15 protein-coding genes and 1 pseudogene are annotated in these 26,953 nt (G+C 70.4%); 3 read left to right on the plus strand and 13 right to left on the minus strand.

Going from position 1 to position 26,953, the window contains the following annotated elements; genetic code table 11:
• The first annotated feature begins 313 nt into the window (after positions 1 to 313).
• Together ACFPZI_RS25625 and ACFPZI_RS25630 are read left to right on the plus strand one after the other, a co-directional pair.
• Complete coding sequence (locus ACFPZI_RS25625; protein WP_381367348.1) at positions 314 to 1,204, plus strand: helix-turn-helix domain-containing protein; 891 nt, start codon at positions 314 to 316, stop codon at positions 1,202 to 1,204.
• The gene (locus ACFPZI_RS25630) at positions 1,201 to 1,386 is read left to right on the plus strand and encodes a DUF397 domain-containing protein (RefSeq protein ID WP_381367351.1); all 186 of its coding nucleotides are present in this window, start codon (positions 1,201 to 1,203) and stop codon (positions 1,384 to 1,386) included. The genes ACFPZI_RS25625 and ACFPZI_RS25630 overlap by 4 nt, the downstream gene beginning before the upstream one ends.
• Before the next feature lie 46 nt (positions 1,387 to 1,432).
• Here ACFPZI_RS25630 and ACFPZI_RS25635 read toward each other — a convergent pair whose 3' ends face one another.
• From ACFPZI_RS25635 to ACFPZI_RS25655, 5 genes are all read right to left on the minus strand, one after another.
• Positions 1,433 to 1,960, minus strand: a complete 528-nt coding sequence (locus ACFPZI_RS25635) for a hypothetical protein (protein ID WP_381367354.1) — start codon at positions 1,958 to 1,960, stop codon at positions 1,433 to 1,435.
• A gap of 73 nt (positions 1,961 to 2,033) precedes the next feature.
• The gene (locus ACFPZI_RS25640) at positions 2,034 to 6,155 is read right to left on the minus strand and encodes an Eco57I restriction-modification methylase domain-containing protein (RefSeq protein ID WP_381367357.1); all 4,122 of its coding nucleotides are present in this window, start codon (positions 6,153 to 6,155) and stop codon (positions 2,034 to 2,036) included.
• The gene (locus tag ACFPZI_RS25645) at positions 6,155 to 9,133 is read right to left on the minus strand and encodes a DEAD/DEAH box helicase (protein ID WP_381367360.1); all 2,979 of its coding nucleotides are present in this window, start codon (positions 9,131 to 9,133) and stop codon (positions 6,155 to 6,157) included. The genes ACFPZI_RS25640 and ACFPZI_RS25645 overlap by 1 nt, the downstream gene beginning before the upstream one ends.
• Positions 9,134 to 9,218: 85 nt before the next feature.
• Positions 9,219 to 15,584, minus strand: a complete 6,366-nt coding sequence (locus tag ACFPZI_RS25650; protein ID WP_381367363.1) for a protein kinase domain-containing protein — start codon at positions 15,582 to 15,584, stop codon at positions 9,219 to 9,221.
• Positions 15,585 to 15,668: 84 nt separating this feature from the next.
• Positions 15,669 to 16,166 carry a DUF3293 domain-containing protein gene (locus ACFPZI_RS25655; protein ID WP_381367365.1) on the minus strand — a complete coding sequence of 166 codons (498 nt, stop codon included), beginning with the start codon at positions 16,164 to 16,166 and terminating at the stop codon, positions 15,669 to 15,671.
• A 1,056-nt stretch (positions 16,167 to 17,222) separates the two neighbouring features.
• Between ACFPZI_RS25655 and ACFPZI_RS25660 the strand changes: the two genes are divergently transcribed.
• The gene (locus ACFPZI_RS25660) at positions 17,223 to 18,974 is read left to right on the plus strand and encodes an MOSC domain-containing protein (protein WP_381367368.1); all 1,752 of its coding nucleotides are present in this window, start codon (positions 17,223 to 17,225) and stop codon (positions 18,972 to 18,974) included.
• 489 nt (positions 18,975 to 19,463) lie between these two features.
• Here ACFPZI_RS25660 and ACFPZI_RS25665 read toward each other — a convergent pair whose 3' ends face one another.
• The 8 genes and pseudogenes from ACFPZI_RS25665 to ACFPZI_RS25700 all read right to left on the minus strand — a co-directional run bounded on the left by ACFPZI_RS25665 (position 19,464) and on the right by ACFPZI_RS25700 (position 26,809).
• The gene (locus ACFPZI_RS25665; protein WP_381367371.1) at positions 19,464 to 19,769 is read right to left on the minus strand and encodes a muconolactone Delta-isomerase family protein; all 306 of its coding nucleotides are present in this window, start codon (positions 19,767 to 19,769) and stop codon (positions 19,464 to 19,466) included.
• 627 nt (positions 19,770 to 20,396) lie between these two features.
• The gene (locus ACFPZI_RS25670) at positions 20,397 to 21,092 is read right to left on the minus strand and encodes a type 1 glutamine amidotransferase domain-containing protein (RefSeq protein WP_381367373.1); all 696 of its coding nucleotides are present in this window, start codon (positions 21,090 to 21,092) and stop codon (positions 20,397 to 20,399) included.
• Positions 21,093 to 21,530: 438 nt separating this feature from the next.
• Positions 21,531 to 21,971, minus strand: coding sequence for an MFS transporter (locus ACFPZI_RS25675; RefSeq protein WP_381367376.1), 441 nt, complete (start codon positions 21,969 to 21,971; stop codon positions 21,531 to 21,533).
• 472 nt (positions 21,972 to 22,443) lie between these two features.
• Positions 22,444 to 23,091, minus strand: coding sequence for a CBS domain-containing protein (locus tag ACFPZI_RS25680; protein WP_381367379.1), 648 nt, complete (start codon positions 23,089 to 23,091; stop codon positions 22,444 to 22,446).
• 328 nt (positions 23,092 to 23,419) lie between these two features.
• Positions 23,420 to 24,089: pseudogene (locus tag ACFPZI_RS25685) on the minus strand (nucleotidyl transferase AbiEii/AbiGii toxin family protein).
• 5 nt (positions 24,090 to 24,094) lie between these two features.
• A complete protein-coding gene (locus ACFPZI_RS25690) occupies positions 24,095 to 24,487 on the minus strand; it encodes a hypothetical protein (protein ID WP_381367381.1) in 393 nt (130 codons plus the stop codon).
• A gap of 645 nt (positions 24,488 to 25,132) precedes the next feature.
• Positions 25,133 to 25,603 (minus strand): HIRAN domain-containing protein, encoded by a 471-nt coding sequence (locus ACFPZI_RS25695; RefSeq protein WP_381368069.1) that lies wholly within the window; start codon positions 25,601 to 25,603, stop codon positions 25,133 to 25,135.
• 339 nt (positions 25,604 to 25,942) lie between these two features.
• Complete coding sequence (locus ACFPZI_RS25700) at positions 25,943 to 26,809, minus strand: tellurite resistance/C4-dicarboxylate transporter family protein (protein WP_381367384.1); 867 nt, start codon at positions 26,807 to 26,809, stop codon at positions 25,943 to 25,945.
• Between the last annotated feature and the right edge of the window lie 144 nt (positions 26,810 to 26,953).

Consider the following 26,953-nt stretch of genomic DNA (forward strand, 5'->3'; position numbering starts at 1 on the left):
TGCACCTTCCAGCTCGTCTGACGCGGCCAGGTCCGGCCGCCGCCGCCCGTGGTGGGCGGGAGTTCACGGGAGGGGAGACGACCGCCCGGGTGTTTCCGCAGGTGAGCGGTGGACGCGGACGGTTTCTCCTGGCTCTCCGTGACCTCAGAGTGGCGGTCGGACGAGGGCGGGGACGAGTGTGGCACCCCGTACGCTGAGTCAGCGTACGGACACGAAGAGTGGACGGTACGTCTGATTTTCCGTCACGCTGGACGGTGAACGCGGGGCGGCGTGAGGAGCCGTCGCGGTGCGGTACGGAGGAAAGGGGCGGCGCATGGACATTGTCGAAGTCGAGGGGGAGGCGGCCGGCGGCGGCGCTGGTGCGCGGGCGGTTCCGGCGGGGGAGTGGGAGCGGGAGCCGCATCCGTCGGACAGCCTGCGCACGTTCGGCGCCTTCGTCCAGGCGCTGCGCGAACACGCGGGGCTCAGTCGGGTCGACCTCGGTGCCCGCGTCCAGTACTCCAAACACACCGTGGAGTCGGTGGAGTTGGGGCGCCGGATGCCGGACGAGGCGTTCGTGGAGCGGGCGGAGGAGGCGCTGGGCAACACCGGCGCGCTGCGGAAGGCCGCCCGCCATCTCACGCGGGGCGAGGCGGGGCTCGCGGCGTGGTTCCGGCGGTGGGCGCGGCTGGAGCGGGAGGCGGTGAGCCTGTGCACGTACGAGTGCCGGTTGGTGCCGGGGTTGTTGCAGTCGGAGGGGTACGCGCGGGCACTCTTCGAGAACCGGATTCCGCTGCTGACGGATGAGCAGTTGGAGGCTCAGGTTGCGGCGAGGATGGAGCGGCAGCGGATGCTGTATGAGCGTCCGACAGTTCCGTTCCACTTCATCGTTGAGGAAGCGGTCCTGCGACGGAGACTGGGCGGTGCCGGGGTGCAGCGCGAGCAGCTGAACCACGTTCTGGAGCACACGTTGCCTCGCAATGTGACGTTGCAAATCATGCCGTTGGAAGCCGAGTACCACTCGTGCATGGATGGGCCTCTGCGCCTACTGGAGACCCCAGAAGGGCGTCGACTCGCATACTCGGAGGGCCAGGAGAGCGGGCGGCTGATTGGTGACTCGAAAGAGGTGAGAGTTCTCCAGCAGCGCTATGACACACTGCGGTCGCAGGCCCTGCACCCCAAAGATTCCAGGGCCTTGCTGGAGCGACTGCGAGGAGAGACATGAGCACGACGGAACTCGCCTGGTTCAAGTCAAGCTATAGCGGTAGCTCGGGCGACGACTGTGTGGAGGTCGCCGTCACCGAGCAGGCCATCCACGTACGGGACTCCAAGGACGTGACCCGCCCGGCCTTCGTCGTCGGCTGTGAAGGCTGGGGACAGTTCGTGCGGTTCGCGTCGGAGCGCTGAGCGGCTTGAGGGCGTGCCGTCCGCTGGAGTGGCGGACGGCACGCCCTCACCGCGTTCGGGAGCCCTGGGTCTCGCCCGTGGGGCCGTAGCCGAGGGCCGCGCGGTTGATGAAACGGTCACCGAGGTCGCGCACAGGCGCGGGCTTCGGCTGCTGGGCGGCGCTCTTCGCCGTGGACTTCTTCGGGGCAGGCTTCTTGTCGCCCGCACGCTTGGCCGGTGCCGACTTCCCCTGCTTGGCGTTCTTTGCGGCCGGCGTGTTGCGCGCCGCGTACTTCTTCCGGAGCGCTGAGAGTTGCTCACGTTCTTGCAGGGCCACGTTGGTGGAGAGGGCGTTGGTGAGGGCCCGAGCCCGGCTGAGTGCGTAACGCGCCTCGTTCCAGTGCTTCGTGTTGATTGCCAGGCGGGCCACCCTGATGGTCTGCTGCAAGGCCTTGATCTTCGCGGGCTGCCGCTTGGGTATGGGGGACTCGGCCCCACTGCTCCGCCGCTGCCCGGCGGCACGGGTACCCCAGTCCGTACCCGAGGTCAGGACGACGACCGAACGAGGATTGCTGCTCTGGCTTCGACGTACCACGTGCGTTGTTCCTTGGCTGAGCGGTGGGGCATGCCCTGGGGTGGCCACCGGATGGGGCCACCCCGGGGGCACGTCAGTCGTGGCGGGGGCCCTGGCCGGGGGGCGGGGTGAGGGTGGAGCGGTAGGTACCGGACTCGCCCTCGGCGAGCGGGGTCTCGAGGGTCAGACCGGCGGCGGCCATGCGGTCGTACTCGGCGAGGATCAGGTTCTTGGTGCGGTACTCGCCGTGCGCCTTCATGTCGTTGTCGCGGGTGACGTTGAAGGTGTCCAGGATGTAGGCGGTGTGGTCGCGGGAGATGCCGTAAAGGTGGAGAAAGAGAGCGTTCAGTTCCGCGCGGATCACTGCACGGCGATCGAGGTCCCAGCGGAAGGGGGCGCCGGTGTCGCCGAGGTCGCGGGCGAACGCGCTCATGTCGATTGCGGTGTAGGTGAGTTCGACGACGCGAGATGTGATGAACGCTGCGTGGGGCGCGAGCTGATCGGGGTTGGGCACTGGTACCTGGTGGACATAGCCGTAGGTGAGGTGGGTGCCGCCGATCTTCTGGCGGACCACATAGTCACAGGCCATGGACGACCAGACAGCGGAAAGCAGTGGCGCATGGTCCGGCGAGGCTGGGAGCACTAGGGGGTAGGGGTGACCGAAGCCATAGGCCGGGGCTGATGCGGCGATCATCGTGCGCTCGTCGCTCGCTCGGCAGATGTCACGCCAGCCGAGGAGCCACTGCCGGTCCCAGCCCTTGGCAGCCAAGCGGCTCCGCACGCCCGGGGCCATGACGGGCTTGCCGTCCTTGTCGAGTTCGCCCGTCGGCACGTCTTGTTCCGGCACCCAGTAGCGAGGCATCGGTGCGGCGAAGGCGTCCTGGTGCTGTTCCACGGTGAAACGAGGAAGCGTGCCCACGGCGAGTTGCTTCTCGGTGGCGCCCTCGTACGTGGAGAAGCGGTGGTCGTAGTGGTGCAGCATTTTCGCCTCGTACAGCGGGAGCAGGCGCTCCTCATCGCGGATGAGTACGTTGCCGTCGAGGGTCCAGCCTGATTTGAGGAGATCGTCGAAGGTCTCGCCGTGCTGGGCGGAGGGGCGAAACAGGTGCGAGTCGTTCGACATGTGGAACATGGTCATGAATGAGATGTCCCAGGGGTTCCCGCCCGCCGCCTTGGTCTCGTCGATCAGGACCGGGACGCGGCGGTAGATATCCAGCGTGATCTCGGCGTCACGGCGGCTGCGGAAGACGGGGCACGTGCCCGTGTTCGGGTTGAGGAGCTGGATGTCGCGACCCGTCAGGGTGTAGGAGCGGTCGACGATCTGCTCGGTCTGACGGATCCGGAAGGCGATGGAGATCGGAGCCTCGGGGGAGCCGGAACCCGCCATGCAGAACAGGGCGAAGTTCACGCTGTGGTGGACGCCGGGGAAGACCTTCTCCTCGTTCTCGAAGCCGTACAGAGCGACAAGATGCCCCTTGGTGACCAAGTCCTTGAAGAAGAACTGCGTCGTCGCGTCCGTCGCAATCCCTGTCGGCACGATCACGCCCGTCCGCCCGCGCGGTCCCGTCAGCGTGCGGTCCGTCTCCGTGAAGACGGCGTACGTGTTGATGTCACCCCGCCCCGTCAGCGGGAAGCGGGCGCTGACGCGCAGGAAGTGGCTCTCTCCCTCCGCGCGGCGCTTGGCAGCCTCGAACTCGGCGTACAGGTGCTCGCCGTCACGGTCGTCGCGCAGGTCCGCGATGAGGCGCTTGCGGGCGGCGGCGTTCTTGGCTTCGGCGATACGCGGGTCGCGCTGGGCGAAGAACTCCTGTTCCTGGAGCTTGACGCGCTCCCACGGCGGGTTACCCACCACCGCGTCGAATCCGCCGACCCAGCCTGTCCCCGGCTGGGCGCCACCACCCGACTCCGGGACAGAGAAGACCTCAGGGAACTCCAGGTGCCAGTGGAAGAAGCGGTACTGCTTCCGCAGCTCCCGGATCTTGGTGTGGGTGGCCTCCGGAGCCCCGGACCGGTTTCGGCTCCGCAGCGCGCGGAACACCTGGTCGGTCGGGGCCTCGGGGGCGCCGTCGTGCTTGGGCCAGACGAACGCGGCGCACCACGCGTCGGCGGCGTGCAGGTCGTCAGCGTAGGCGGACGACTCCCTGTGGGCACGGTAGGCGGACTCCTGCGCCCGCACCTGCTCCAGCAGATCGGAGGGGGCCGTGGTGATGCGCGCGAGTTCGGCGGCATAGCGTCCGTTGCCGGGCAGGGTGTCCGTGTCGAAGATCAGCTCGTCCTGACCGCCGCGCTGAATCTTGTTGCGCTTGACGAGGCCCGCCGCGTACTTGCGGTCGTCGCCCTCGATCGGCTTGAACGCGTCGTCCGGGACGCCGTCCGCCAGCAGCTTCGGCGTCGCACCGAGCAGACCGTTGCCGCGCTTGACGTGGGCGTCCAGGAAGCCGAGAGCCTTGCCTGGTTCCATGGCCTCCAACCACAGGGACACCTTCGCCAGTTCCACTGCCATGGGGTTGAGGTCGACCCCGTAGATGCATCGCGCGACGACCTCGTGCAGCGCATGGCGCACAGCGTCGACCGTCGGCTCCGGGTTGCGCTCACGCACCGACGCCACGCGCTTGGCGATGCGGCGGGCCGAGGCGACCAGGAAGTGCCCGGAGCCACAAGCTGGGTCACAGACCGTCAGGGAGAGCAGCTCGTCGACGATGTCGTCGGCCGGGTCGGGGCGGCCGGCCTCGGTGGCGCGCTGTTCGCCGCGCTTGACGGCGTCGTCTATGACCGGGTCGAGCGTCGTGTCCAGCAGGCACTCGATGAGCGAGGACGGGGTGTAGTAACTGCCCGTCGTCTTACGGCTGTTGCCCGCGACCTCAATCAGCTCGAAGGAGCGGTCCGTGGCGGAGTGCTTGGGCTCCAGCTCCAGCAGGGACTCGTAGACCGAGCCCAGCTCCTCGGCGTCCAGGTGGCGGTAGTCGACGGAGCGCCAGCGACGCGCACCCGGGTCGCGGACCTGGGCGAGGTGGCGGACGGCGGCGAGCAGGGACTCGTTGGACAGCTTCAGGCCGTCCAGCGGGGCGTCGGTCTCCGTGGGGGAGAACAGGCCGCCGAGGCCGGGCAGGCCGAGCTCGGGGCGACCGCCCTCAGCACCGAGCGCGTCGAGGACGATGCGCAGCGCCTCGTACTGGTCGCCGTGTGCCGTGCCCTGACGTCGACGGGCCCGCTCACGCAGCCGGGCAGAGGAGAAGTACCGCTCGTATGCCTTCCGCTGCCGCTCGTCGGCCTTCGGGTCGAGCAGAGCCTCGCGGTCCTCGGCGACGAAGACGAAGAGCAGGCGGTAGACCAGCCGCAGCAGGGCATCCCGGAGAGCCTTCGGATCGATGTCCTCCCGCAGTCGGACATTGTCCGGATGCCGCAGGAACCCGGTCCCGAGCACGGTCAGGGCGTTCTGCACGCCCAGCCGCAGCTGATCCAGCGCCCGGGCCCCCGAAGTGACGGCCTCCGCACGCCACTTCTCCAGCCAGCACCCCGAAGGAGCCGCCCCCTCCGCCACCGCGAACCGGGACGCGTGCAGCACGCAGTACAGCAGCACGAACTCGCTGAACAGCTCGCCGTCGAAGATCGCCTCAAGATCGAACTCGACGTAGGCAGCCGTCGCGAAGGACGACGAGTCGCGCAGCAGACGCAGGCGACGGCCATTGGTGAGGGCCGCCCACAGGTGGGCCTCGGTGCGGTTGAGGCAGTCCTGGAGCATGGACTGGGCCGGGACCTGGCCGGCGGCCGGGCGCTTGTCCAGCTCCTGGTTCCAGGGGATGAGGTGGACCAGGGCCGGGCCGTGCCGGTGGGAGACCGGGAACCGCTTCTCCGGGTCGGAGTCGGCCGGGATGCCCGCCGCGCCGACCTCCGTCAGCGCGCCGAAGTCCAGCTTGCGGAAGAGCTGGGCGAGCCAGTCGGTGCCGGCACGGCCGGTCGGGTCGGCGGAGGGCGCACCCGTGACCGGGTCCGAGGGCAGGGCGGAGCGCAGGTCGCGCCAGAGCGGCTTGAGGTACTCCCAGGCGCGCTCGGCCTCGTCGCGCACGGGCACCGAGGCGGGCAGGCCGTAGTCGGCGGACTTGGTGCCCGGCAGGTTCCGCGCCTCGGCGATGCGCAGCAGCATGTCGGCGGGGAGCAGACCGCCGACCGTGGTGACGGCGGTGAAGGCCAGGGCGGTGCGGGTGGCGGCGGACATCAGGCTTCGGCTCCGGACACGGTAGAGGCGGACGCGGCGGGGGAGACGGGCGCGGCAGGCTGCTGCTGCGGCACGTACACGTACACGCCGAGGACGTCGGCGGGCTCCTGCGGGACGACCTTCAGGCCGCGGACGATCTCCTCGTTGGCCTTGCGCACCCGGCGGTGCGAGGCGTCGAGTTCGGCGGCCAGGCGGGTGCCGTACTCGGTGAGGTGGGCGGCGAGGTCCGGGAGGGCGTCCAGGTCGCGGGTGATCTGGTTGCGGGCCCGCTGCTCGTGGGTGTTGGCGGTGGCGCGGGCCGCGAGGAGGGCGGTGGCCGCGTCGTCGTCCAGCCAGCGGGCACGCTGCGGCAGGCCCTCGTAGGCGAGCAGGCGGGCGTCCTCGGCGACCACCTGCCGCTCGCCGGTGCGGGACGGCAGGGTGAGGTGGAAGCGGTAGCGGACCAGGAGGAGCGTGGTGCGGGTGGTGACCGCGTCCGTGGTGACCACACCGCAGCGGCGGGCCGGGCGGGGACCGAGCGCGTTCGCGTCCAGCGCCGAGTCCAGGACGTACGAGGCGACGGCGCCGATCGCCGGGTCGGTGCGGACCAGGGCGGCCTCGCCGCGGGCGATCGCCGGGGTGGTGCGGAACGGGATCTCGCGGTCCTGTTCGACGAGCCGGTTGCCCAGGGTGGCGGCGAGCGTGTCGCGCAGGCCGGCCGGGGTGCCGCCGACCTGGGCGGTGAAGTCGCCGGTGCCGTCGCGAGGGTCGCGGACCAGGGCGTCCAGGTCGCGCAGCGCCTCCAGGGCGAACTCGCGCACCTCCTCCGCACCGCCGAGCGCGGCCCGTACGGCGGCGACCTCGCGGGCCACCTCCTCCGGGTGGATGGCGCGCTGGGCGTACTTGGAGCGGGAGGTCTTCTCCCGCTCAGCGGCCGAGCTCCACTCGCGGTCGATGCGGTCGAAGGACTCCTGGTGGCCGTCCATGTCGAACAGGCTCTCCTGGCTGCCCTGCCGTCCGTGCAGCAGCAGCCACTCCACCACGGCGTCGGTGACGCCGGAGGCGGTCTCGTCGGGGACGGAGACGGAGATGCCCAGGTCCTTCTTGATCTGCCGGTGCTTCTTGAACAGCACCTCCAGGACCTTGCCGTCGATGCCGTTGTCCTCGCCGTACATGGTGATGACGCGGACCTGGTCGCGCTTCTGGCCGTAGCGGTCGACGCGGCCCTCGCGCTGGTCGTGGCGGGTCGGGTTCCAGGCCAGGTCGTAGTGGACGACGGCGTCGAAGTGGTGCTGGAGGTTGACGCCCTCGGAGAGGCAGTCGGTGGCGATCAGCACGCGGCGCACGGCCGGGTCGTCGCCCGCCTCGGCGGCCTCGGCGGCGAGCTGCTCGATACGCTCCAGGCGCTGCTGCGGGGAGAGGGTGCCGGTCACGGCGGCGATCTTCGTCTTCTTGCCGAGCTTGCCGTCGAGCTGCTCGGCGAGGTAGTCGGCGGTGGGGATGTAGCGGCAGAAGACGATCGGGTGGTAGCCCTCGGCGATCAGGCCCTTCAGGTGCCGGGTGAGCGCCTTCAGCTTCGCGTCCTCGGCCGGACCGACCAACTGCTCGGCGCGCTGGGCGAGTTCGAGCAGCCGGGCGCCCGCCTCCTCCGATTCCGCCGCGCCCGGCGCGACGTCCATGCCCTCCAGCCGGTCGTTGTCCGCGGAGTCGGCGGCCACCGGGGCGCCCAGCACGTCCGCCTCGTGCGCGGTGCGGGCGGTGGCGGACTCGGAGCGGGTCTTCAGGGTCTGCGCGGCGGCCGCCGGCGAGGAGACCATCGAGCGGAGCAGCGCGATCACCGACCACCAGGCGATACGGGCCTCCCGCTTGCCCTGCTCCCCGGCCGCCTCGACGCGGTCGCGGGAGTAGGCGATGGCGTCGTCGAGCAGCGCCCGGTAGGCGGGGGTCAGCTTGTACGGCTCGTCCTTGGTCCAGCGGTCGGACGGGAAGGCGGTCCGCTCGGCCAGGGAGTCGTCGGCGAGGCCGTCCTCCTTGGTGAGGTAGTCGCGGACGTCGGCGCGCTTGCGGGCCACGAAGTGCTCGGCCAGCTTGGCCCGCCCCGCCGGCGTCTCCAGGTCCAGTGTCGCCAGTTCGGGCCGCACCAGGCCGAGCAGGTTGCGGAACGCGGACTCCTTGCCGGAGTGCGGGGTCGCGGTCAGCAGCAGCAGGTGGCGGTCGGCGTCGGCGGAGACCTTGCGCAGCAGCTCGTAGCGGAGCTGGCTCGAGGCGGACGACGCGGCGCCCTGGGCGGGGTCGTCGGCGGCGACGCAGGTGTGCGCCTCGTCGACGATCACCAGGTCGGGGCAGTGCCGTACGAAGTCCTCGCGGTGGCGGGTCGACTTGATGAAGTCCGTCGAGATGATCGTGAACGGGTGCTTGTCGAACAGGGACTGGCCCAGCTCCAGGTTGCGTTCCAGGCGTGACACCGTGGAGGCCAGCACCAGTTCGGCGTCGATGCCGAACTTCTCCCGCAGTTCGCCCTGCCACTGCTCGGCCAGCGCCGGGGCGCACAGCACCGCCAGCCGGGTCGCCTCGCCCTGCGCCAGCAGCTCCTTGGCGATCAGGCCCGCCTCGACCGTCTTGCCGATGCCGACGTCGTCCGAGATCAGCAGCCGCACGGTGCGCTGCCGCAGCGCCATCAGCAGCGGCACCAGCTGGTAGGCGCGCGGTTCCACGGCGATCGACGCCAGCGAGCGGAACGGGCCCGCACCCGACCGGAACCCGATGCGCAGCGCCGTGCGCAGCAGACCGGCGGCGCGCTGGTCGCCCAGGTCGGCCGCGCTCGGCGGCGCGAACTCGGCGGAGCGCACGTCCTCGAACGCGGGGAAGACGGCCGCGATGTCGTCCTCGCTCCCGCCCAGCGGGCGCAGCACCAGCATGTCGGCGGCGCTCTCGGGCAGCACCACCCATTCCCGGCCACGGGCGGCGACCAGCGAGCCGGCTGTGTACGTGGGGCTCATGAGATCTCTCAGTTCCTGAAGGTCGAGAAGTCGAGAAGGGGCGAGGTCAACAGAGGCGGTCAACGGAGGCGGTCAACGGAAGCGGTCAACGAAGCTGGAAGTAGGAGGCGTTGTGGTCGACGACGGCGTCCCAGTCCGCGTCCGCCGGGAAGCGCACGACGTCCCAGCCGGCCTCCTCCAGGCGGTAGCCGGCCTCGACGTCACGGGTGGAGTCGGCCGGACGGCCGGGGACGTCGACGAACACGGCGAGGTCGGCGCCGTCCAGGCGGAAGACCAGGTCGGGGCGGGCTGCCGCCCCGGCGACGAGGGCGTCGACCTCGTCCGGCAGCCGGTAGCCCTTCGCCTTGAGCCAGCCGAGCAGGTCGCCCTGTGCGACGAGGGCCGCCAGATCCGCCTCCACCGGGGTGGGCGCGGACGCCGGGACGCTCTCGGAGGCGATGGCGGTGGCGCTGCCGGCCGGCGGGGTGAGCCTGCGGAACCGCTCGCTGCGGGACTCGCCGCGGTCCTCCCGCTCGGTGCGGGCGCCGGCCAGCCGCAGCAGCAGCGGGCGGGCGGCGTGCCGGCTCAACTGGCGGTGGTGCCCCTGGTTGGCGTACGTCAGCAGGCAGGCGTAGCAGCCGCGGGCGCACTTCTCGCCGCCTGCCGGGCCGCCCTCGTCCTCGCCGGTGTCCGGGTCGAAGTGGCAGATCTCCAGGGCGGTCCGGGCCGCCTTGGCCAGGGCGTCCTTGTCGTGCTGGATCCGGCGCAGCACACCGGCGCCGCCCTCGGCGGCCTCCGTGAACAGCACGCGGCGGCGCGGGCCGTCGTCCGGGGGCAGCAGCTCCGCGGTCAGCTCGGAGTCCTCCAGCTCGAACGCCGCCTCGATGCCCCGCTCCAGCGCGTACAGGAACGACAGCGCCACCGGCTCGGGCTCCGGCTCGTCCAGGGTGACCACGAGGATGTTGCGGCGGTCCTCCACGTAGGGCAGGACCCGCTTCTTGCGGCGCTTCTCGTTGCCGTCCTCGTCGACCACCGGCATGCCGGTGCCCTCGATGGCGTCCGCGGCGGCCCGGTCGTTGAGCCAGCGGCCGTCGCCCAGGTCGAGCCAGTAGCCGTCCGGCTCGCCCTCCTTGTCGCGGACCCGGCCCAGGTTGGTGATGCGGACGGTCGCCGAGTCGCCGTAGTCCAGGTCGAGGACGGGCGCGCCGTCGGTGTCGGCGACGTGCGAGGTGAGGCGTCCCTTGCGGGCGCCGTGGTCCTGGAACGCGTACGAGGTCTCCAGGCGGAAACCGGCCCGGCGGCGCTCCTCCTCGTCGGAGGAGATCCGCTCGCGCGGCGTGGTGTACACGGTGTGCAGGTGGAGCAGGCCGGTGCGCTTGCCCCTCAACTGCTCGCCGCACATCGCGCAGACGTCGGAGCCGACCTTGACGTCGTAGTGGTAGCCGCAGCCGTCGCAGCGCCTGGCCTCCGCCGTCGCCAGGTCGCCCGAGGTGTCCGGCGGCAGCTGCACGCGGGTGACCTGGTAGCGGGCGCCCTCGTGGTAGATGAGCGCGCCGGGGCCGAACTCGCGGATCGCGAGGAACCGGGGACGCTGCAGGTAGTCCCCGTCGGCGTTGCGGCGGTTGCCGGAGCGCGGGATGTACGCGGCCAGCGGCAGGCGCGGGAAGCTGTAGCCGGGCAGGAACCCCTCGGACGCCAGATAGCGGTACGGATTGAAGTCGCTCATCACCGACTTGTTGTCGGCGGAGCGGTTCAGCAGCAGGTTCGTCTGCGTCTCGGCCTCCCGGCGGCGGGTGCGCGCCCGGACCTGCTCACCCGGGGAGAGGGTGTGGTCGACGACCCGCTTGTTCTGCTCGTACTGGTCGATGACGGCCGCCCGGAACAGCTCGCGCCACCGGTCGAAGGAGGCGTCGAACTCCTTCGGGGCCCGCTCGATCCGGTCCTCGATCCACTCGTCGTACCACCAGGTGGTCGACTCGAAGTCCGCGATCAGCGGCGCGAGGACGGTACGGGCGGCGGCGGCCGCGCGCCTGCGGGCGTCCTCGTCCCAGGACCTGTCGCTGATGTCGGAGAGGAGCGGCAGCGACATCTGCGGATCGGGGCGGTCCTCGCCCTCGGGGTCGTAGGCGACGTCGATGACGTCCGGGATCGAGGTGCCGAGCTTCATCTCGGTCTCCGCCAGCCAGATGCCCTGCAGGTGGGAGCGGACCAAGTCCTCGTTGGCCAGGTCCAGGCGCGGCGGGGCCACCTGCCCCGACACCATGTCCTGGGAGCGGCGGAAGTAGTACTGATCGTGGCTGTTGCCCGTCGCGCAGTACGTGGTCACCAGCGCGGGCTGGCCCGAGCGGCCCGCCCGGCCCGAGCGCTGCGCGTAGTTCGCCGGGGTCGGCGGCACGTTGCGCATCATCACCGCGTTGAGCGAGGAGATGTCCACGCCCAGTTCCATCGTCGGCGAGCAGTACAGCAGGGGCAGTTCGGCCCTGCGGAACTGCCGCTCGCGCTCCAGCCGGTCCTCCGGGGTGACCTGCGCGGTGTGCTCCCGCGCGAACAGGCCGGCCAGCTCGGCGGCCGCGGTGCGGTACAGGTCGCGGAAGAACGGGTTGACGCGCGGGCCCTCGCCGCTGCTGTAGGTGCGCGCCAGCGGATCGACCGCGCCCCGCTCACCGTTCCCGGCCCGCCAGATCAGGGCGGCGGCCGACACCCGGTAACCGGTGCGCTTCTGCGCCGCGCGGCGGCGGAAGGCCGGACCGGAGTGCTCGGGGACCGCCTCCACCTCGCGCACCAGATCCGCGTCCAGCAGCACCTTCAGCAGGTCCTCGATGACGCCCTGGACGTCGTCCAGGGAAACGGAGGCCTCACGCAGCTCGGGCATGTTCCGTCGCAGGTACTTGCCGAACTTGCCGCGCGCCGACAGGAACAGCGCGGAACGCTCCATGCCCGGCCGTGAGCCGTACGGGTAGGCGGTCCCGACGTCCGGCCGGTCGCTGTCACCCAGCACCCACGGCCCGGTGAGGCGCTCCTCGCTCGCCCGCTGCAGGGTGTCGAAGTCGTCGCGGAAGTACTGCACGTCGATGGCGAGAGCGCGCCGCATGAAGTCGAGCAGCGTACGGGCGATCTCCTCGCGCAGCGCCGGGTCGGCGTCGCGCAGCACGGCGTGGGCCGACTGCCAGCGCTCGGGCCGGGCGGCGAGCCAGTCCAGGTCCTCGTAGTCGATGCGCAGCAGCCCCGTCTGCTCCAGGTTCGGCATCGTGATGCGCCAGCCGCGCTCCAGGTCGCGGTAGAGGCGGTAGCCGACGACATCCCGGAAGACCTTCGTCGCCCGGCGCTCCATGGACGGGGGCAGGTCCGCACCCACCGCGTACTCACGGGGCGCGAGACCCATCACCCCGGTGACGGCCTCGGCGAGGTCGTCGTGGCGCAGCCCCTCCTCGCCCGCCCGCACCGCGGCCTGGTGGAGGGCGCCGCGCAACTGGGTCACCTGGGCGAAGTCGTTGAAGTGCCCGGCCTGCAGCGAGGCGTCCTGCCGGTTGTCGACGAAGGTGAGGAGCTTGCGCGCCTCCTTGCCCAGACTCTCCTCGGGCACCGCCCGCAGGGACTTCATGATCGACGCGGAGATCAGCGAGGTCGCCGAGGAGCGGCCCTCCTGGTCCAGGGTGGCCAGCTTGGCGAAGTCCCGGCCGCGGGTCTGCTCGTAGGAGACCTGGCAGTGCGCGCAGAACAGGAACGGCGCCGGGACGAACGCCGCCACCAGCCCCTCGCCGGACTCGTCGCCGTGGGCGTCCACGACGACGCGCTTGGGCACCCGGGGCCGGTAGGACTTCTTGACGACCATCACGCCCTGCGCGTCCGGCTCCAGCCACGACTCCGGCAGCCGCCGGTCGTCCACGGCCTTCTGCGGATCGGCCGGCCACTCGTAGTCCTGCCCGGGCATGCCCAGATACAGGTAGCCCTCGCCGTCACGGCCCCCGGAGGCGGAGGTGTCCCGGCGCGGCTCGTAGCGGAACGCGCCGCCCTCCTCGGTGCGCCAGACGGTCAGGTACTCCTGGCCGCACTCGCGGCAGAACGCCAGCGGGAACAGCGGCTTGCCGCCGCTGCCCGGCTGCTCCAGCTGGTAGGTGCGGGTCAGCGGCCGGGTGAGCGGATCCTCCAGCGTCGTGTAGACGGTGTCGCCCTTGGAGAGGAACTGGTGCAGCCGGAACGCGAACAGCGGCCGTTCCGTCCTCGGGTTCTTGGCCTGTGCCCCCGCCTCCAGGGTCGTGCGGATCGCCTCGCGCACGCTCTCCTCGGCCACCCCGGACTCGGCGGCCAGCTCGGCCGCCGCCTCCTCGACGGTGCCCGGGGCACAGCGGCGCAGCCGCCCCGTACCCTCCTCGTGCTCCAGCCCGAACCGGGACTCCACCCAGCGGGCCAGCGGGTCCTTCGTCAGCGCCTCGTACGCGCGGGGCGCCGCCGGCACCCGCAGCCGCTCGGCGGGCACGGTCTCCGGTGCCTCGTCGGTCGCCCGGACCAGGGTCTCGCCGATGACCCGCTTCGGCAGCACCGTCGTACCGAACAGCCGCCCCGCGACCTTGGCCACCTCGCGCCGCTGGTCCTCCCAGGAACCTTCGGTGGACATGGTCGCCGAGGTGCCGATGCACTGGAGGGAGGCCGAGGCCCGGCAGGCCTCGCGGACCCGGCGGATCAGGAACGCCACGTCCGCGCCCTGCCGGCCCCGGTAGGTGTGCAGCTCGTCGAAGACGAGGAACTGCAGCCCCTCGGCCATGCGGATCAGGCTGGACCGGTCGTCCGGCCGGGTCAGCATCAGCTCCAGCATCACGTAGTTGGTCAGCAGGATGTCCGGAGGGTTCCTGCGCAGCTCACGGCGCTCCTCGGTGGACTCCTGGCCGGTGTAGCGGGCGAAGGTGACCGGCTCGCGGCCCTTGCCGAAACCGTGGCGCAGGTACTTCTCCAGCTCCCCGAGCTGCGAGTTGGCCAGCGCGTTCATCGGGTAGACGACGATCGCGCGGACCCGGCCCCCCGCGTCCGGACCCGCTTCCTGACGCTCCTTCAGCACCCGGTCCACGATCGGCACGATGTACGCCAGCGACTTGCCGGAACCGGTGCCGGTGGTGAGCACGTAGGAGTCGCCCGCCTGCGCGGCCTCGATCGCCTGCCGCTGGTGGAGGTGGAAGGTCAGCGGCCGGCCGTCCGGGCGCGGCGACGTCTCCTTCTTGTCGGCCTGGAAGATCTCCGCGCACCTGGGGTGCAGCATCCCGTCCCGCACGAGGTCGGTCACCTGGCCGCCGTCGGCGAAGAACGGGTTCAGGGACAGCCACGGGTCGGGCCACTGGGACTTCGCCGCCAGGTCGTCCTCGACGAAGCCGGTGATCCGGGCGTCCCGGATCACCGTCCCGCTCTTGGTGAAGCTCTCGTACTCGCCGATCAGGTCGGCGTGGATGCCGAAGACGTCCATCGCGTCGGGCAGGCGCGGCTCCCGGCGGGGCACGGGCGCCGGCGCGGCCGGGGCACGCTCCGGGAGCAGGGCGCGCAGCCGCGCCACCGGGTCCATCACCCGCCAGTGCGGAGCCAGCAGGGCGGCCGTGTCGTCCGGCGCGAGCGCGAGCGGGACCAGCACCTCACGGACCACGGCGGCGTTGTCGGGCCGCAGTTCGGCGTCCTTCTCCAACAGGCGGTCCACCAGCCGGACCAGCCCGGCGGGCAGGTCCGGGCGCACCAGGGTCAACTGCGGCGGCTGCTCGTGCAGGTGCTGGTCGGAGAGTTCGTAGTGGGTCCTGGCGGAGAACGGCGGCCGTCCGATCAGCAGTTCGTACAGGATGCAGCCGAGCGCGTAGAGGTCGGCCGGGGCGGAGACCCGTTCGGCGCGGAACTGCTCGGGTGCCATGTAGCGGGCCGTGCCGAGGCTGACGCCGGTGCTGGTCAACCGCGTCTGGTCGGGGTCGTCGACGATCGAGCCCATGCCGAAGTCGAGGATCTTGACGGTGCCGTCGCCGGTCAGCATCACATTGGCCGGCTTCAGATCGCGGTGGACGACCCCGGCGGTGTGCGCGGCGGTGAGTCCGGCGGCGATCTGCGCCCCGATCGCGGCGACCCAGGAGACCGGGAGCTGGGGTTCCTCGTCGATGAGGTCCGCGAGCGGATGACCGTCCAGCAGCTCCATGGCCAGGTAGGGCAGGCCGCTGGCGCCCGGGGCATCGTCCACACCGCCGTCGATCAGCAGGGTGAGGTTGGGGTGGCCCTGGGAGAGCATGCGCATGATCCGCACTTCGCGGCGGAAGCGGTCGATCTCCTTGCCGGACCCCGAGGTGTCGACCGCGACCCCGGTCCGGCCTCGCAGCACGGTCTTGACCGCGACCTGGCGGTGCGGGGAGTCCGGGGCCGCCTGGAGATCTTCGGCCCGGTGCACCTCGCCCATGTTCCCGCGCCCTACGACCCCCGTGATCCGGAACCGTCCATCGACCGTCTCCAGGCCCACTGGCCCCTCCCCGTTCACCCGTTGCGTGCAAGGCGGTACGTCCCGCAGGGAGTGTACACCTTCACCTAGTTGACGAGGATTGCATCATCCCGTTGATGGTGTCAACGGAATGACATGGGATTCGGTGAGGCTTTGGGTCGCGCTCTGGGCAGCCGGGCAGCGCATTCCGATCCGCCGGTTGCCTCTCCGGCGTTGCCAAAGAGTCTCCTGCCCGAAGCGCCGCCCCAGTTCCCGTGCGGTGCCGTCGCTCAGGCCGGCGACGGCGACGCTCTCCTCGACGTGCGTGCCGCACGCGTCGCCTCCTGCCGCGGGCCACCAGGTGAGCCGCTGCCGGTCGAGCTCGTCGAGCAGCAGGCCCTGGACGCGGGCGTTGTGCTCGGCGGAGGCGGTACGGCCATGTGGATTCCAGGCCGTGATCACATGAAGGGCGGCGTTGCCGGCCTGTTCCGGGAAGGATCCCTCGGCCGTGCCCGACGAACGCGGTTCGACCCGTACGGTCCGGTCCTGGAAGTGGATGTCCACGACCGCGTGGCGGTAGAGCTCCCAGTTCTGGGGCGCGCTGGATGCGTCGGTGGCGTGCACAAGGGCCTCCTGTGGAACGAAGGACCCCCTTACACGTCATGCAGGGAGATCGCTGTCTGCTCCCATGGGCCATCGGAATCCAGGAAGCCTTCCAGCTCCGTGCCGAGTTCCTCGGAAAGCGCGCGGAGCCACGACCGGAAGGGCCCGTCGTCCGGGGCAGCGGAACCGCTCGAGTTCTGGCGCCCCTTGTGCATGATGTCCCTCACGCGGGCCCCGTGGTGTGTCAGGAGTACCGGCCTCCGCCGCTGAAGTTCTGCCCCGCGCTCCAAACGTACTGACGCCCGTTGCGTGTCGCCTTGCCCCACGCGGAGAACATCACGGAGTCGCCGGCGTCAAACCGGCAGTTCCATATGTAGCACTTGTATCAACCTCGCCCCTTCGAGTAGTTGTTGGAACACCAGGCGCCGTGGAAGCGGTAACTCCCGTATTCACCGTGTCCGTACCTGTCGGACGTGACGTACTGGCCACGGATGTGGATGCGCCACTTGAAGCCGGCATGGATCCATGCGCGTCCCCAGCGGGCTGTACGGGTCAACGGCTCTGCCTCACATGCAGTGGTGACGGAGCGTCATCGCTGATGTGCCTGGTCCGAGCTCCAGGGAGAGCAGTCTCGGACGCGCCGTCGAGCAGGACAGACACGGTGCCGACGGCCGCGTCACCCGTGCTGGTCCGGGAGTGTTACCGCCGGCCACGGCAACTACTTACCGTCACCACCACATGTGAGACGGAGCCTCATTCATGACACTCCTCTCTACCCTGCCTTGATCGCTTTGCCAGGTTCCGCGTGCCTCGTCTGTCTGATGCGGCGTGCCGGTTCGCGTGGGTACGCTTGCCCGTGGGCCCGTGTGCAGCCGGTTGGGGATGCTTGCCGCGTTGTCATCGTGGCGTCGGACCACATGGTCGTGCTGTCTCCTCGAAGGACATGGGTTCGGCGGCCGGTGCGGGCGAGAGCCTGGGGCCGGTGGGCGCCCGGGCGAGACCCGCAGGGGTTCTCCGGCGAAGTTCCCGGAGCGGATCCCCCGCAAGGGAGGTGGCAGGGTGGCCACATTGAGAGCCTTGAGCGTCGGGATGCCGAAGGACGTCCCCTGGCACGGCAGGACCGTGCACACCGGCGTCTACAAGAGGCCCGTGCACGGGCCTCGGATGGTGCGGCGGCTGAACATCGACGGCGACGGCCAGGGCGATCTGGGCGGTCACGGAGGCGAGCAGCGGGCCGTGCTCGTGTACCAGACCGATTCCTACCGTTTCTGGGCTCGCGAACTCGGCCGCGACGATCTCCGACCAGGTCGGTTCGGGGAGAATTTCACCGTCGACGGCCTGCCGGACAACGAGGTCTGTATCGGTGACCGCTACCGCATCGGCGACGCGCTCTTCGAGGTCACCCAGCCGCGGGTGACCTGCTACCGAGTCGGCCTGCGGATGGGCGAGCCGCGGATGGCGGCCCTGTTGGTGGCACACCACCGGCCCGGCTTCTATCTGCGCGTACTCGAGGAAGGCGAGGTCGAAGCCGGGCAGCAGATCGTCAAGGTTTCCACCGGACCCGAGGCGATGACCGTCGAGGAGATCGACCGGGTGCTCTACCTGCCCGGGCACACCCGCCGGCAGGTCGAACGTGCCCTGCGGATCCCCGCGCTCAGCCCCGGCTGGCAGGCGTCCATGGAGGCACTGCTGGATCAGGGGGACAACGAGGCCGCCGGAACGTCCGGCAGCGCCGGGCTGAATGCCGCGGCCACCGCCCCGCGCCCCGCCTGGCCGGGCTTCCGCCCGCTGGTCGTCACCCGCGTCCAGCCCGAGAGCCATAGCGTGTTCTCCCTGTCGCTGGCCGCACCCGACGGTTCGGAACTGCCGACCGCACTGCCGGGGCAGTTCGTCACGGTCAAGGTCCCGCCCGAGGGGGACGCGCCGCCGCTGATCCGCAGTTACTCGCTGTCCGGCGAACCGGGCACCGGAACGTACCGGATCAGCGTGAAGGCCGAAATCCACGGCGCGGCCGGCAACCGCCTGCGCAGCCACGTACGCACCGGCGACCACCTCGACGTCGCGGCGCCCCGCGGTACCTTCTGCCTGACCACCGGGGACAACCCGGTGGTCCTGCTGTCGGCCGGCGTCGGGGTCACTCCCGTGCTGGCGATGCTGCACGCCCTCGCCCGCGACCGCTCCAGTCGCCAGGTGTGGTGGCTGCACGGGGCCCATGACGGCACGGAGCACCCCTTCGCCCGGGAGAGCCGGGAACTGGTCGGCATGCTTCCGCGGGCCCGGTTGAGGATCTACTACAGCAAACCGGCCGCCGAAGACCGCCGGGACGTCGACTACACGGACATCGGCCACCTGTCGGGCGACCGTATTCTCGGCCTGGGGCTGCCCATCGACGCCGACGCCTACCTGTGCGGCCCCGGGGCCTTCATGGACAGCGTCACCACCGCCCTCGTCGACGCGGGCCTGGAGGCATCCCGCGTCCATACCGAGATCTTCGGCGCGGGTCCGTCCCTCACTCCTGGGATCGACGGCGCGGCGACAGCCGCACCCCACCAGCCCGCCGGGCGGGCGGGCACCGGTCCCACAGTCGTCTTCGCCCGCAGCGGTCTCGAGGTCCCCTGGAGCGATGCCCGGGAGTCCCTGCTCGAACTCGCCGAGGCCTGCGACGTCCCCGTCAGATGGTCGTGCCGGACCGGCGTCTGCCACACCTGCGAACTCGCCCTCATGTCCGGGGCAGTGCAGTACGCCCCCGACCCGGTCGAGCCCCCCGCCGACGGCAACATCCTCATCTGCTGCTCCAAGCCCACCGAGGAGATCGTCCTGGACCTGTGATGAGCGGCGCCCTCACCGCGCCGACACGGACGGTAGTGCGGCCCCCCGCTCCGAGCCCGCGGGCACCGACAACGAGCCGCCGGGGTTCGGGCGCGGACAGCTCTGCCGGCCGCCGGGCACTGCGCGCGGAACATGGCGGGCTTCATCGTGTCCTGCGCATGCCCGGGGCGAGCCCGGTGGCGGGCGGGCTGCGGCGCCCCCCGCACGCGGACCGGGGACATCGACCAGGACGTCGTACAGGTGCGACCGACTGCTTCGCGCGCGACGCCGGGTAGGGACGGCGGCCCCGCGACGGGGGCGCAAACCGCTTGCCAGGACGCCAGGAGTCGCCGGCGACGGCCGGCGGCTGCGACCGGCCGCGGTCCATGGTTAGGGGCAATGTCACTTGCCTAGCGGAGCTCGCACGCCGCTGACCTGCTGCGATGTTGCTGGCAACACGGTCTGGAAGGTGGCAAAGTCACCGGCATTGTGGCCGGGGGAGCTCCGCCATCACTCCGTGCCGTCGGTGGCCCGCCCGGGGTCGTTGGGGTGGGGTTCGAGCGGGGTGACGGTGAGGGTCATCCAGGGGCGCAGTGGCAGTGTGTCGAGCACCTTCTCGCGGAGCTCCTTCTCGTCCGCGGCCCGCCAGACCCCGATGCTGCGCAACTCGCCGACCGGACGCCACAATCGGGCCAGGTTGCCGGTCGCGGAGAGCTCCCCCGCGCGGACCGCCTCGGCCGCCCTCCGCCTGTCGACCTCGTCCTGGCTGGTCCCCTCGGGGACCGTCGTGGTGATTTCGACGAGGAACTCCTGCATCGGTTTCGCTCCGTTCGGTAAAGGTCCCGGCGACGATGGGAAGGGCGAGTTCGCCGGTGGTCATCCGTCTCCCCCGAGCGGAGCCGCGATCAGGTCGGACGCCGCCCGACCGCTACGGGAACTCCACTCCGCGATGACCCTTGAATGTCCGTCCGGCCCGACGATCCGCGCCACAACCGGTTTCCTCTCTCGTGGGAGGCGTGGCCTCCTGGCGTCCAAGGCGCCCGAACGCGGGCCCGGGGGTACGCCTGTTGCCCACGCCGCTGCCCCCGGGCCGCCTCTGACGGTGCCACGGGGCTTTGCGCGTCCGCACCTTGCACAACGCCTCGCGCGCTCGGTACCGCCGGAAGGCAGCGACCTGTTCCAGCGACGAAGACGCGGAAGTACTGCGGCCCGCAGCGTTGCATCGTGCTCCAGACCAATGGGCACGTGAGCACGTGAGAAGGCGTCTTCCGGCCGAAGCAGTGGGGGCCGACGAAGACCGACGCCGACAACCGCGTACCCGCAGCGCGTTCACAGACCCGAGCGCACTGCTCACGCCGACGGCGAGCCGGTGCGGCGAGAATCCTCTCCCGAAATCCCCGCGCCGGCACTCGACAGACATGCCGCCGCACACCATGAGCGCTCTCACGCGAGGGTTTTCAGCAGCCGTTCTGCGAGCACTTCGGCGGAGTGGGGATTCTGCCCGGTGATCAGGTTGCGGTCCTCGACCATGTACGGCTTCCACACCTCGCCCCGGCTGTACTCGACGCCGACTTTCTCCTTGAGTTCGTCCTCAAGCAGCCACTGCGCCTTGTCGGCCAGTCCGACAGCCTCCTCCTCTTCATTGGTGAAGCCCGTGACCCGGTAGCCCTTGAAGGGCGACTCGCCGTGGATCCTGGTGGCCAGCATCGAGGCAGGGGCGTGGCACACGATTGCGAGTGGTTTGCCCGAGGCGAGTTGTCCGGTCAGTATCCGTCCCGCGTCGGCGTCCACCGACAGGTCCTGCATCGGGCCGTGGCCTCCGGGCAGGTACACCGCGTCGTAGTCCTGCAGCCGCACGTCCGAGAGTTTGATCGGCCGGCGCATGACCTCCGCGGAACGGATGATGGCTTCCAGTTCGAGCGCTCCCTCCTCACCGCCGGCCATGGCGGGGCGCAGGCTCATCATGTCGACGGTCGGCGTCACGCCGTTGGGCGTCGCGACGACGACCTCGTGGCCCGCCTCCGTGATCGCCTTGTACGGCTGCGCGAATTCCTCCGCCCAGTAGCCGGTGGCGTACCTCGTGCCGTCCTTCAGGACCAGGTACGTAGCTCCGGTGACCACGAAAAGTACCTTCGCCATCACGAATCGCCTCCTTGGCACCATTTGTCAAAATTGAGGTGATTTGCGCTAAAGGCCAGTCTAGGCACAGGAATCATCAGGCACATGCGGACAGCGGTCCGTAGTCCAAGGCTCGCAGTGCAACGTGTTGTTGACCTGTCTGTGAGCGGGTCGAACGGCTTGCGGCTGCGCGTGTACGCCCTCGCGGCGGTTTCCTCCCCCCTGGCACGGACCGCCGCCTGTCGTACCTCGAGTTCCCCGAACAACGAACCCATCCGGCACCGCCTCCTCACCGCCACCGTGGAGACGACACCACCCGCCCACACCCCGATCAGGAAAACCCCAGCTCAACCGTCCATCGAAAGGATCCGCACCCAAAGGCGATGAGTTGATTTCGAGGCTGTGAAGGGCCGAGACCGTCACCCGCTTGGCTCGGTGCCCCGCGGTTCAAGCGGCTGATCACTGCACATGGGTTGCATCTGTTCTTCTCGCCGACTCGCGACGAGCCGAAGTGGGCGGCCGAGGCGACGGACAGCGGCGGGACAGCAGGCATCCAGTCAGCGCGGCGCCGAGACCGGCCAGCCCGGCCGCCGCGAAGCCGCCCGCCGGCACGGAGACGTCGATCGCCACCCCGACGATCGGGGATCCGAACGCGAAACCCGCACTCTGCGCCGAGGATTGCAGACTTGTCGCCTCACCCCGCACGCCGGCGGGCGCCAGTCGGCTCACCGCGTCGGCCACCGCGGAAAGGGTCGGCGCGGCGAGAAACCCGGTGCCGACAACGGCCACGCACAACCAGGGCCGTTCGTGGGCAAGCCCTGCGGGAATCGTCACGAGCCCGAGCAAGCCGAGCAGCAACCACGTGGGCAGCGGCCGGCCGGCGCGCCGGTTTGCGTCCAACCCACCACAGGAGTTGGCCAGGCGCCCACACGCCGGCGTCGTGGACGTACCAGCTCCTGGACAGCGCAAGGCCCGCCGCGAATACGCGAACCGCGTCAACGCCCTTGTGGCCACCACCGAGCCGTGATCAATCTCAGCGCCGGCCACGGTTCGATTGATCCTACCGACGCCAATCGCATCGGATGCGAAGAGGCGACACCCGACCTGGAGGTCACCCCCGAACCGCGGGAGAGCGGTCCCACCAGGGACGTTGACCTCGGCATCGCGCGGAACCACGGCAGCCGTCGCGGCGGCGCCTTTACGGGTGCGTCACTCCCTCGGGCGATTGACCTGCGAAGACACCCCCAGGTTCGCATCTGATGCGAAATTCTCGCATCAGATGCGATAGACGGAGAGTGATCGTGGGTGGGGACGGTCTCGTGCCGGGATCTGCTCGACTGCACCTGATGTCGGCCCTCCCGGGGCAGAACACTCAGCCCGCCCGGGCGGCGGCGAGGTGGGCGTCCACGGCGACGACACCGGCGACGCCCTGGCAGAGGCCCACGACCACCGGGACGAGACGCGGTTCCGGGACGTGTCCCCGAAGGGTGACGACCCCGTCCCGGACCTCGACCGCGACGGTGCCCTCGTCCAGGCCGAGGATGCGCCCCAGGACGTCCTGCTCGACCTCGCCGCGGATCTCGTCGTCGGAGCGGATGAAGGCGTCGAGCAGGTCGCTGCGGGTGACGATGCCGGTGAGGAGCCCGTCGTCGCCGACCACCGGCAGCTGCTTGACGTGTCGCCTGCGGAGTTCCCGCGCGGCCCGGGGGATCGTCCAGTCGGCGCGGGCGGTGAAGACGGGGCTGCTCATGAGCGCGCCCGCGGTCCGTGCCTGGGCCTTGCTCCAGGCGTGCTCGTCGTTCCCGTCCTGACCCTGCGGATCGGGCATGCCGGTCTCGTGCCGCAGCACGTCGGACGCGGACACGACGCCGACGGGAGCGCCGTCCTCGTCGATGACCGGGGCCGCGACGATGTCGTTCGCGTCCAGCAGGGCGGTGACCTCCTGGAGTGGTGTGGTGGGGCGGAAGGTGAGGACCTCATCGGTCATCACGTCACCGACCGTGCGGCGGTACAGCATCATGGCATCGGCCTCCTCCGCTTTGCGACGGGGCGGCCGCGCCCTTGCCGGCTCGTCCACGCCGTCTTCCCTACCCATGACAGCACCGCGCCGCTCCGGCGACCAGTGGCGTTCGGCCTGACGGGGAGGCCGGCGGTCCCACGGCCAGGAGTGCGGCCGAGTGCGCGGTAGAGGCCGGCGACGCTGGGCGCCTGGCCCTTGCGCTTGTCGATGGGGATGATCAGATTGCCCCCTGACCGCTCACTCGAGCCCGCGATCGACTGCCTTCCCACGTACTTGTTCCTTGGCTCTTGCTCTGATCGCCGGCAGATGCGGTCCCATCCGGGTGTGATCAGTCAATGTCCGGAATATCAGCCTCTTCGAGGAGACGGGTCGCGAGGTCGTCGGCCCACTCCACGGCCCGGATGCGAAGAGCGGTGACGGCGGCGTCGTCGATCCCGTAGGCGGCGAAGGCTTCGTCGTCGGTCCACTCGGCGCCCGTGAGGTTCGACTGCAGATCCTCGCGCTCGAAGCGGCCACGAGCGTGCCGACGGCCGAACTCCTCCAGATCGGCATTGCTCCAGCGGCGGAAGGCCGCGAACACGTCGATCAGATCACGGGGCGCTCCGCGGTCGGCGAGGGCGCGGACCCTGGTCCCGATCACGTCCTCCTCCGCGAGGACGGGCCCGTACGGGGTCTGGGCGGCCGGCCGCCAGAAGATCTCCTTGAGGACGTCGACTTCGCAGTCCTGGCCGGTGGCTGGGTCGGTCACAGTGAAGCGGGCGGACAGCGGGGCGGTCTCCAGCGCGTGCACCTTCCAGCCGCGGGCTTCCAGGCCGGCGCGGAGCATGGCGGCGATGTCGGCCATGGGCGGCCGGGTTCTCGGTGGCGACAACGAGGTCCTGGCTGGGGCGGTTCACGAGGCGGTGCGCCCGCACGGCATACCCTCCGGTGAGTACCAGGGGATACGGGGAGCCGAGTGCGATCACATCCGCCAGGAGCCGCGTGTGCAGCTCCGGCATGTCCGTCACGCGGCTGCCCGGGTGCGGGAGGCGAGCTGGGGGAAGGCGTCTTCCCATACGGCGCGCACGGTGCGACCGATGAGCGTGCGCAGCACCGGCCACAGCTGGAGGAGCAGGTCCTGGTCGAGGTAGCGGGGCAGGTCGTCGCGCAGGCCCTCGTGCAGGACGGTGCGGTACAGGCCCATGCGCCGGCGCGGCTTGCCCAGGTCGTACGACGTCATCCCGGACCAGGCCATGTGCAGCGGTAGCTCCACGACCCCCTGGGTCGGGCCGCGCAACTCGTCCAGTGACTCCGGCAGACGCCGCCGGAATTTCTCGCGGTACAGCGCGAGGTCCTCAACGTCCGCGCCAGAGAGGCCCATCGGCGCGGGGACGGGGGGCTGTGGGCTGGAGGACATGACTCCATTATGACGGCCGGGATGTGGTGCGGGCCATGATGTGCGAGCCGGTGTCCGGAGTGAACAGCGCGGACCCGTGCCGGGTGAGCATGGTTGTGGCAGCGTGTTCTGCCCCGAGCAAGAGCCATGGACTGTCGGTCATGACGCTCGTCTGACGCTCTGGGCGCCCGCCCGCGGGGCAGCGAGCCAAGAAAAGGTCCTGACCTGGCCCTTTTCCCGGACTCGCTCCGGCCCACAAGATGACGCTTTCAGTCCCGGCCAAAAGTCCCAGAAAAGTCCCAGAGGCACCGCCACGCCCCCTCCTGCCTCGCGTTCACGCAGGTCAGAAGGGGTATGACGGCGTCTTTTCCGAGGACCTTCAGATGTCCCGGAAGAGACCAGCCAGCGTTGGGACCTGCAGCGATGGACGGAAAGGTGCCGCTGACCTGAGCGAATGGTCTTTCGGTTGTTTCACGCTGTTGCCCGTTGATGCAGCCGGAAGTCCCAGAAAAGTCCCAGGGATCTCCCAGCGCCAGCGGACACTCTTTCCGCCTTGTGCGGGCCGTGCGGACGCGTGCACTGCGGCCTTGCGACGGCTATGCGGGACGGAGGCAGGGTGCTGAGGGTGTCGTGCACTCACGCAGTCAAGTGATGCCGCATTCGTCGTCACCCGGAGCCGAACTTACGTCGGGCGGCGGGGGCGGTCATCTTGGGGGCGAGCACGATGGTCAGCGTGACTGCGTTGTGGACGTGAAGCTGGTCGGCTCCGCTCTGCTGTGCGATCGAGCGGGCGTCGGTGGCGAGCAGCGCCCGAATGTCGGGGGTGGGGTCCTCGTCGAGGGCGAGGGAGAGCGGGCGAGCGATCTCCCGGGCGATCCATCCGAGGAAGACGCCCTGCTGCTGGACTTGGATGGCGTTCGGGTCGGCCTCGTTGCCGGGGTCGCGGACGAGGTCGAGGAGGGTGTCGGCCGGTAGCTGGGCGAGGTGGTCGTCGTTGCCGCTGTGGCGGACGCCGCGCAGGGGGCAGGTGAAGGTCCCGGTGCCGCTGAGGATCGCGGCCTGGGTTGCGCGAGGGCTTCGGCGTTCGGTGCTGCGGATGAGGAGGCGGGCGGTATCGGGGTCGGTGAGCGTGGTGATCTCGTCGGTGGTGAGCTGGCTGAGCCAGTCGAGGAACTGCCGGAAGGCCGGCTCGGAGTAGGGGGCAGTCGGCGGCGAGAGTGGTCGCGGTGGCGCGGTCGTGGATGCCGATGCTGGAGGAGTAGCAGGCGGCGGGGCCGCCGACCCCGTATTTGATCATGGCGGGCAGTGCGGCCAGGTGGCCCTCGGCGGGGACGCCGCGGCGGAGTTCGAGGAGCTGGAGCAGCGCGGAGACGACCCAGGCGAGGTCCTGGACGATAATCTTGTCGATTCCCAGCCTGCCGCCTCGCCCAGTTCCCGGGTCGCCACCCCGTACATGCCGATGGGGAAGACCATGCTTCACAGGCTCGTCTCGTACCGCAGTGGCACGCGGTGCAGTACGTGCCGCCACACGCCCAGGGCGAGCAGGAGCGGGATCAGCCAGGTGCAGAACGACCACACCACCGCGGACACGCCCAGTACGAGGGCTCCGGGCAGCAGAGCGTTTGTGGGCGGGAGGCGAAAGGGCCTCGCACCGGCCAGCACGCTGATCGCGGCGGCGCCCATGAATACCCGGTAGGGCGGGGCTAGTTCCTTCGGCTCGACGGGTTCCAGCAGCAGGCGGGCCAGTGCCAGCGCGGCCACCAGCAGATACTGCAGCAGTCCGACGGCCCCGCACGCCGAGGCCAGGATGCCCAGGGCCCGGCCGCCGGTGTGCGGGGCGAGGGCAGCGGTGGCGACCGCGACGGACTGCGTGCCCACCACCCAGATGAACCAGGTGCCATTTACCTGACGCAGCGACAGGATGCGTGGGGAGCAGATCAGCAGCAGCGGCACACCGTAGCCGAGCACCAGCCACCCGGCCCCACCGATCACCGTCAGTGCGGTGGCGGCGCCGTAGTGCCCATCGAGGGCCAGTCGGCCGGCCAGCACGTCGGAGGCCGCGACCAGGGTGAGAAAGGCGAAGCCGCGTGGCCCGGCCAGGTCGGTGCACACACGCTGCCACCGGAACACCGTGCGCCACAGATAGCCGACCCACAGCACCACGTATCCCGCGGCCGCGATCCACAGCAGGACCGCCGAGGAGGCCGACGCGCCGCGCTCGGCCAGCGCGGTCGACACGATGCCCGTGGCCATGACGAAGGCGAACGCCCCGGGGCTGAGGTCCTCCGCCGCACCGACGACCGCACCCCGCCACGTACCGGGCCTGCTGGATACCGCATCCACGCCCCCACCTCCATCTCGGCTTCCAGGTCACCGGTTTGCCTCGCACCATTCCGTCGCCGCCCGCAGTCGACGCTGCGGAACCCTCCTGCGCCGCTGTCTTGACACCTCGTCAGCGAGCGCCCGATACGCAGGCAGGCGCGGCAC

Origin of the sequence: Streptomyces chlorus, from assembly GCF_042655885.1 — a bacterium.
Taxonomy (GTDB): Bacteria; Actinomycetota; Actinomycetes; order Streptomycetales; family Streptomycetaceae; genus Streptomyces; species Streptomyces chlorus.

Bases quoted from the DNA above. Each gene is read 5' to 3' on its own strand.
- ACFPZI_RS25625 (WP_381367348.1), top strand. From the start codon at position 314: ATGGACATTGTCGAAGTCGAGGGGGAGGCGGCCGGCGGCGGCGCTGGT.
- ACFPZI_RS25630 (WP_381367351.1), top strand. From the start codon at position 1,201: ATGAGCACGACGGAACTCGCCTGGTTCAAGTCAAGCTATAGCGGTAGC.
- ACFPZI_RS25640 (WP_381367357.1), bottom strand. From the start codon at position 6,155: ATGTCCGCCGCCACCCGCACCGCCCTGGCCTTCACCGCCGTCACCACG.
- ACFPZI_RS25645 (WP_381367360.1), bottom strand. From the start codon at position 9,133: ATGAGCCCCACGTACACAGCCGGCTCGCTGGTCGCCGCCCGTGGCCGG.
- ACFPZI_RS25665 (WP_381367371.1), bottom strand. From the start codon at position 19,769: ATGCAGGAGTTCCTCGTCGAAATCACCACGACGGTCCCCGAGGGGACC.
- ACFPZI_RS25670 (WP_381367373.1), bottom strand. From the start codon at position 21,092: ATGGCGAAGGTACTTTTCGTGGTCACCGGAGCTACGTACCTGGTCCTG.
- ACFPZI_RS25680 (WP_381367379.1), bottom strand. From the start codon at position 23,091: ATGATGCTGTACCGCCGCACGGTCGGTGACGTGATGACCGATGAGGTC.
- ACFPZI_RS25690 (WP_381367381.1), bottom strand. From the start codon at position 24,487: ATGTCCTCCAGCCCACAGCCCCCCGTCCCCGCGCCGATGGGCCTCTCT.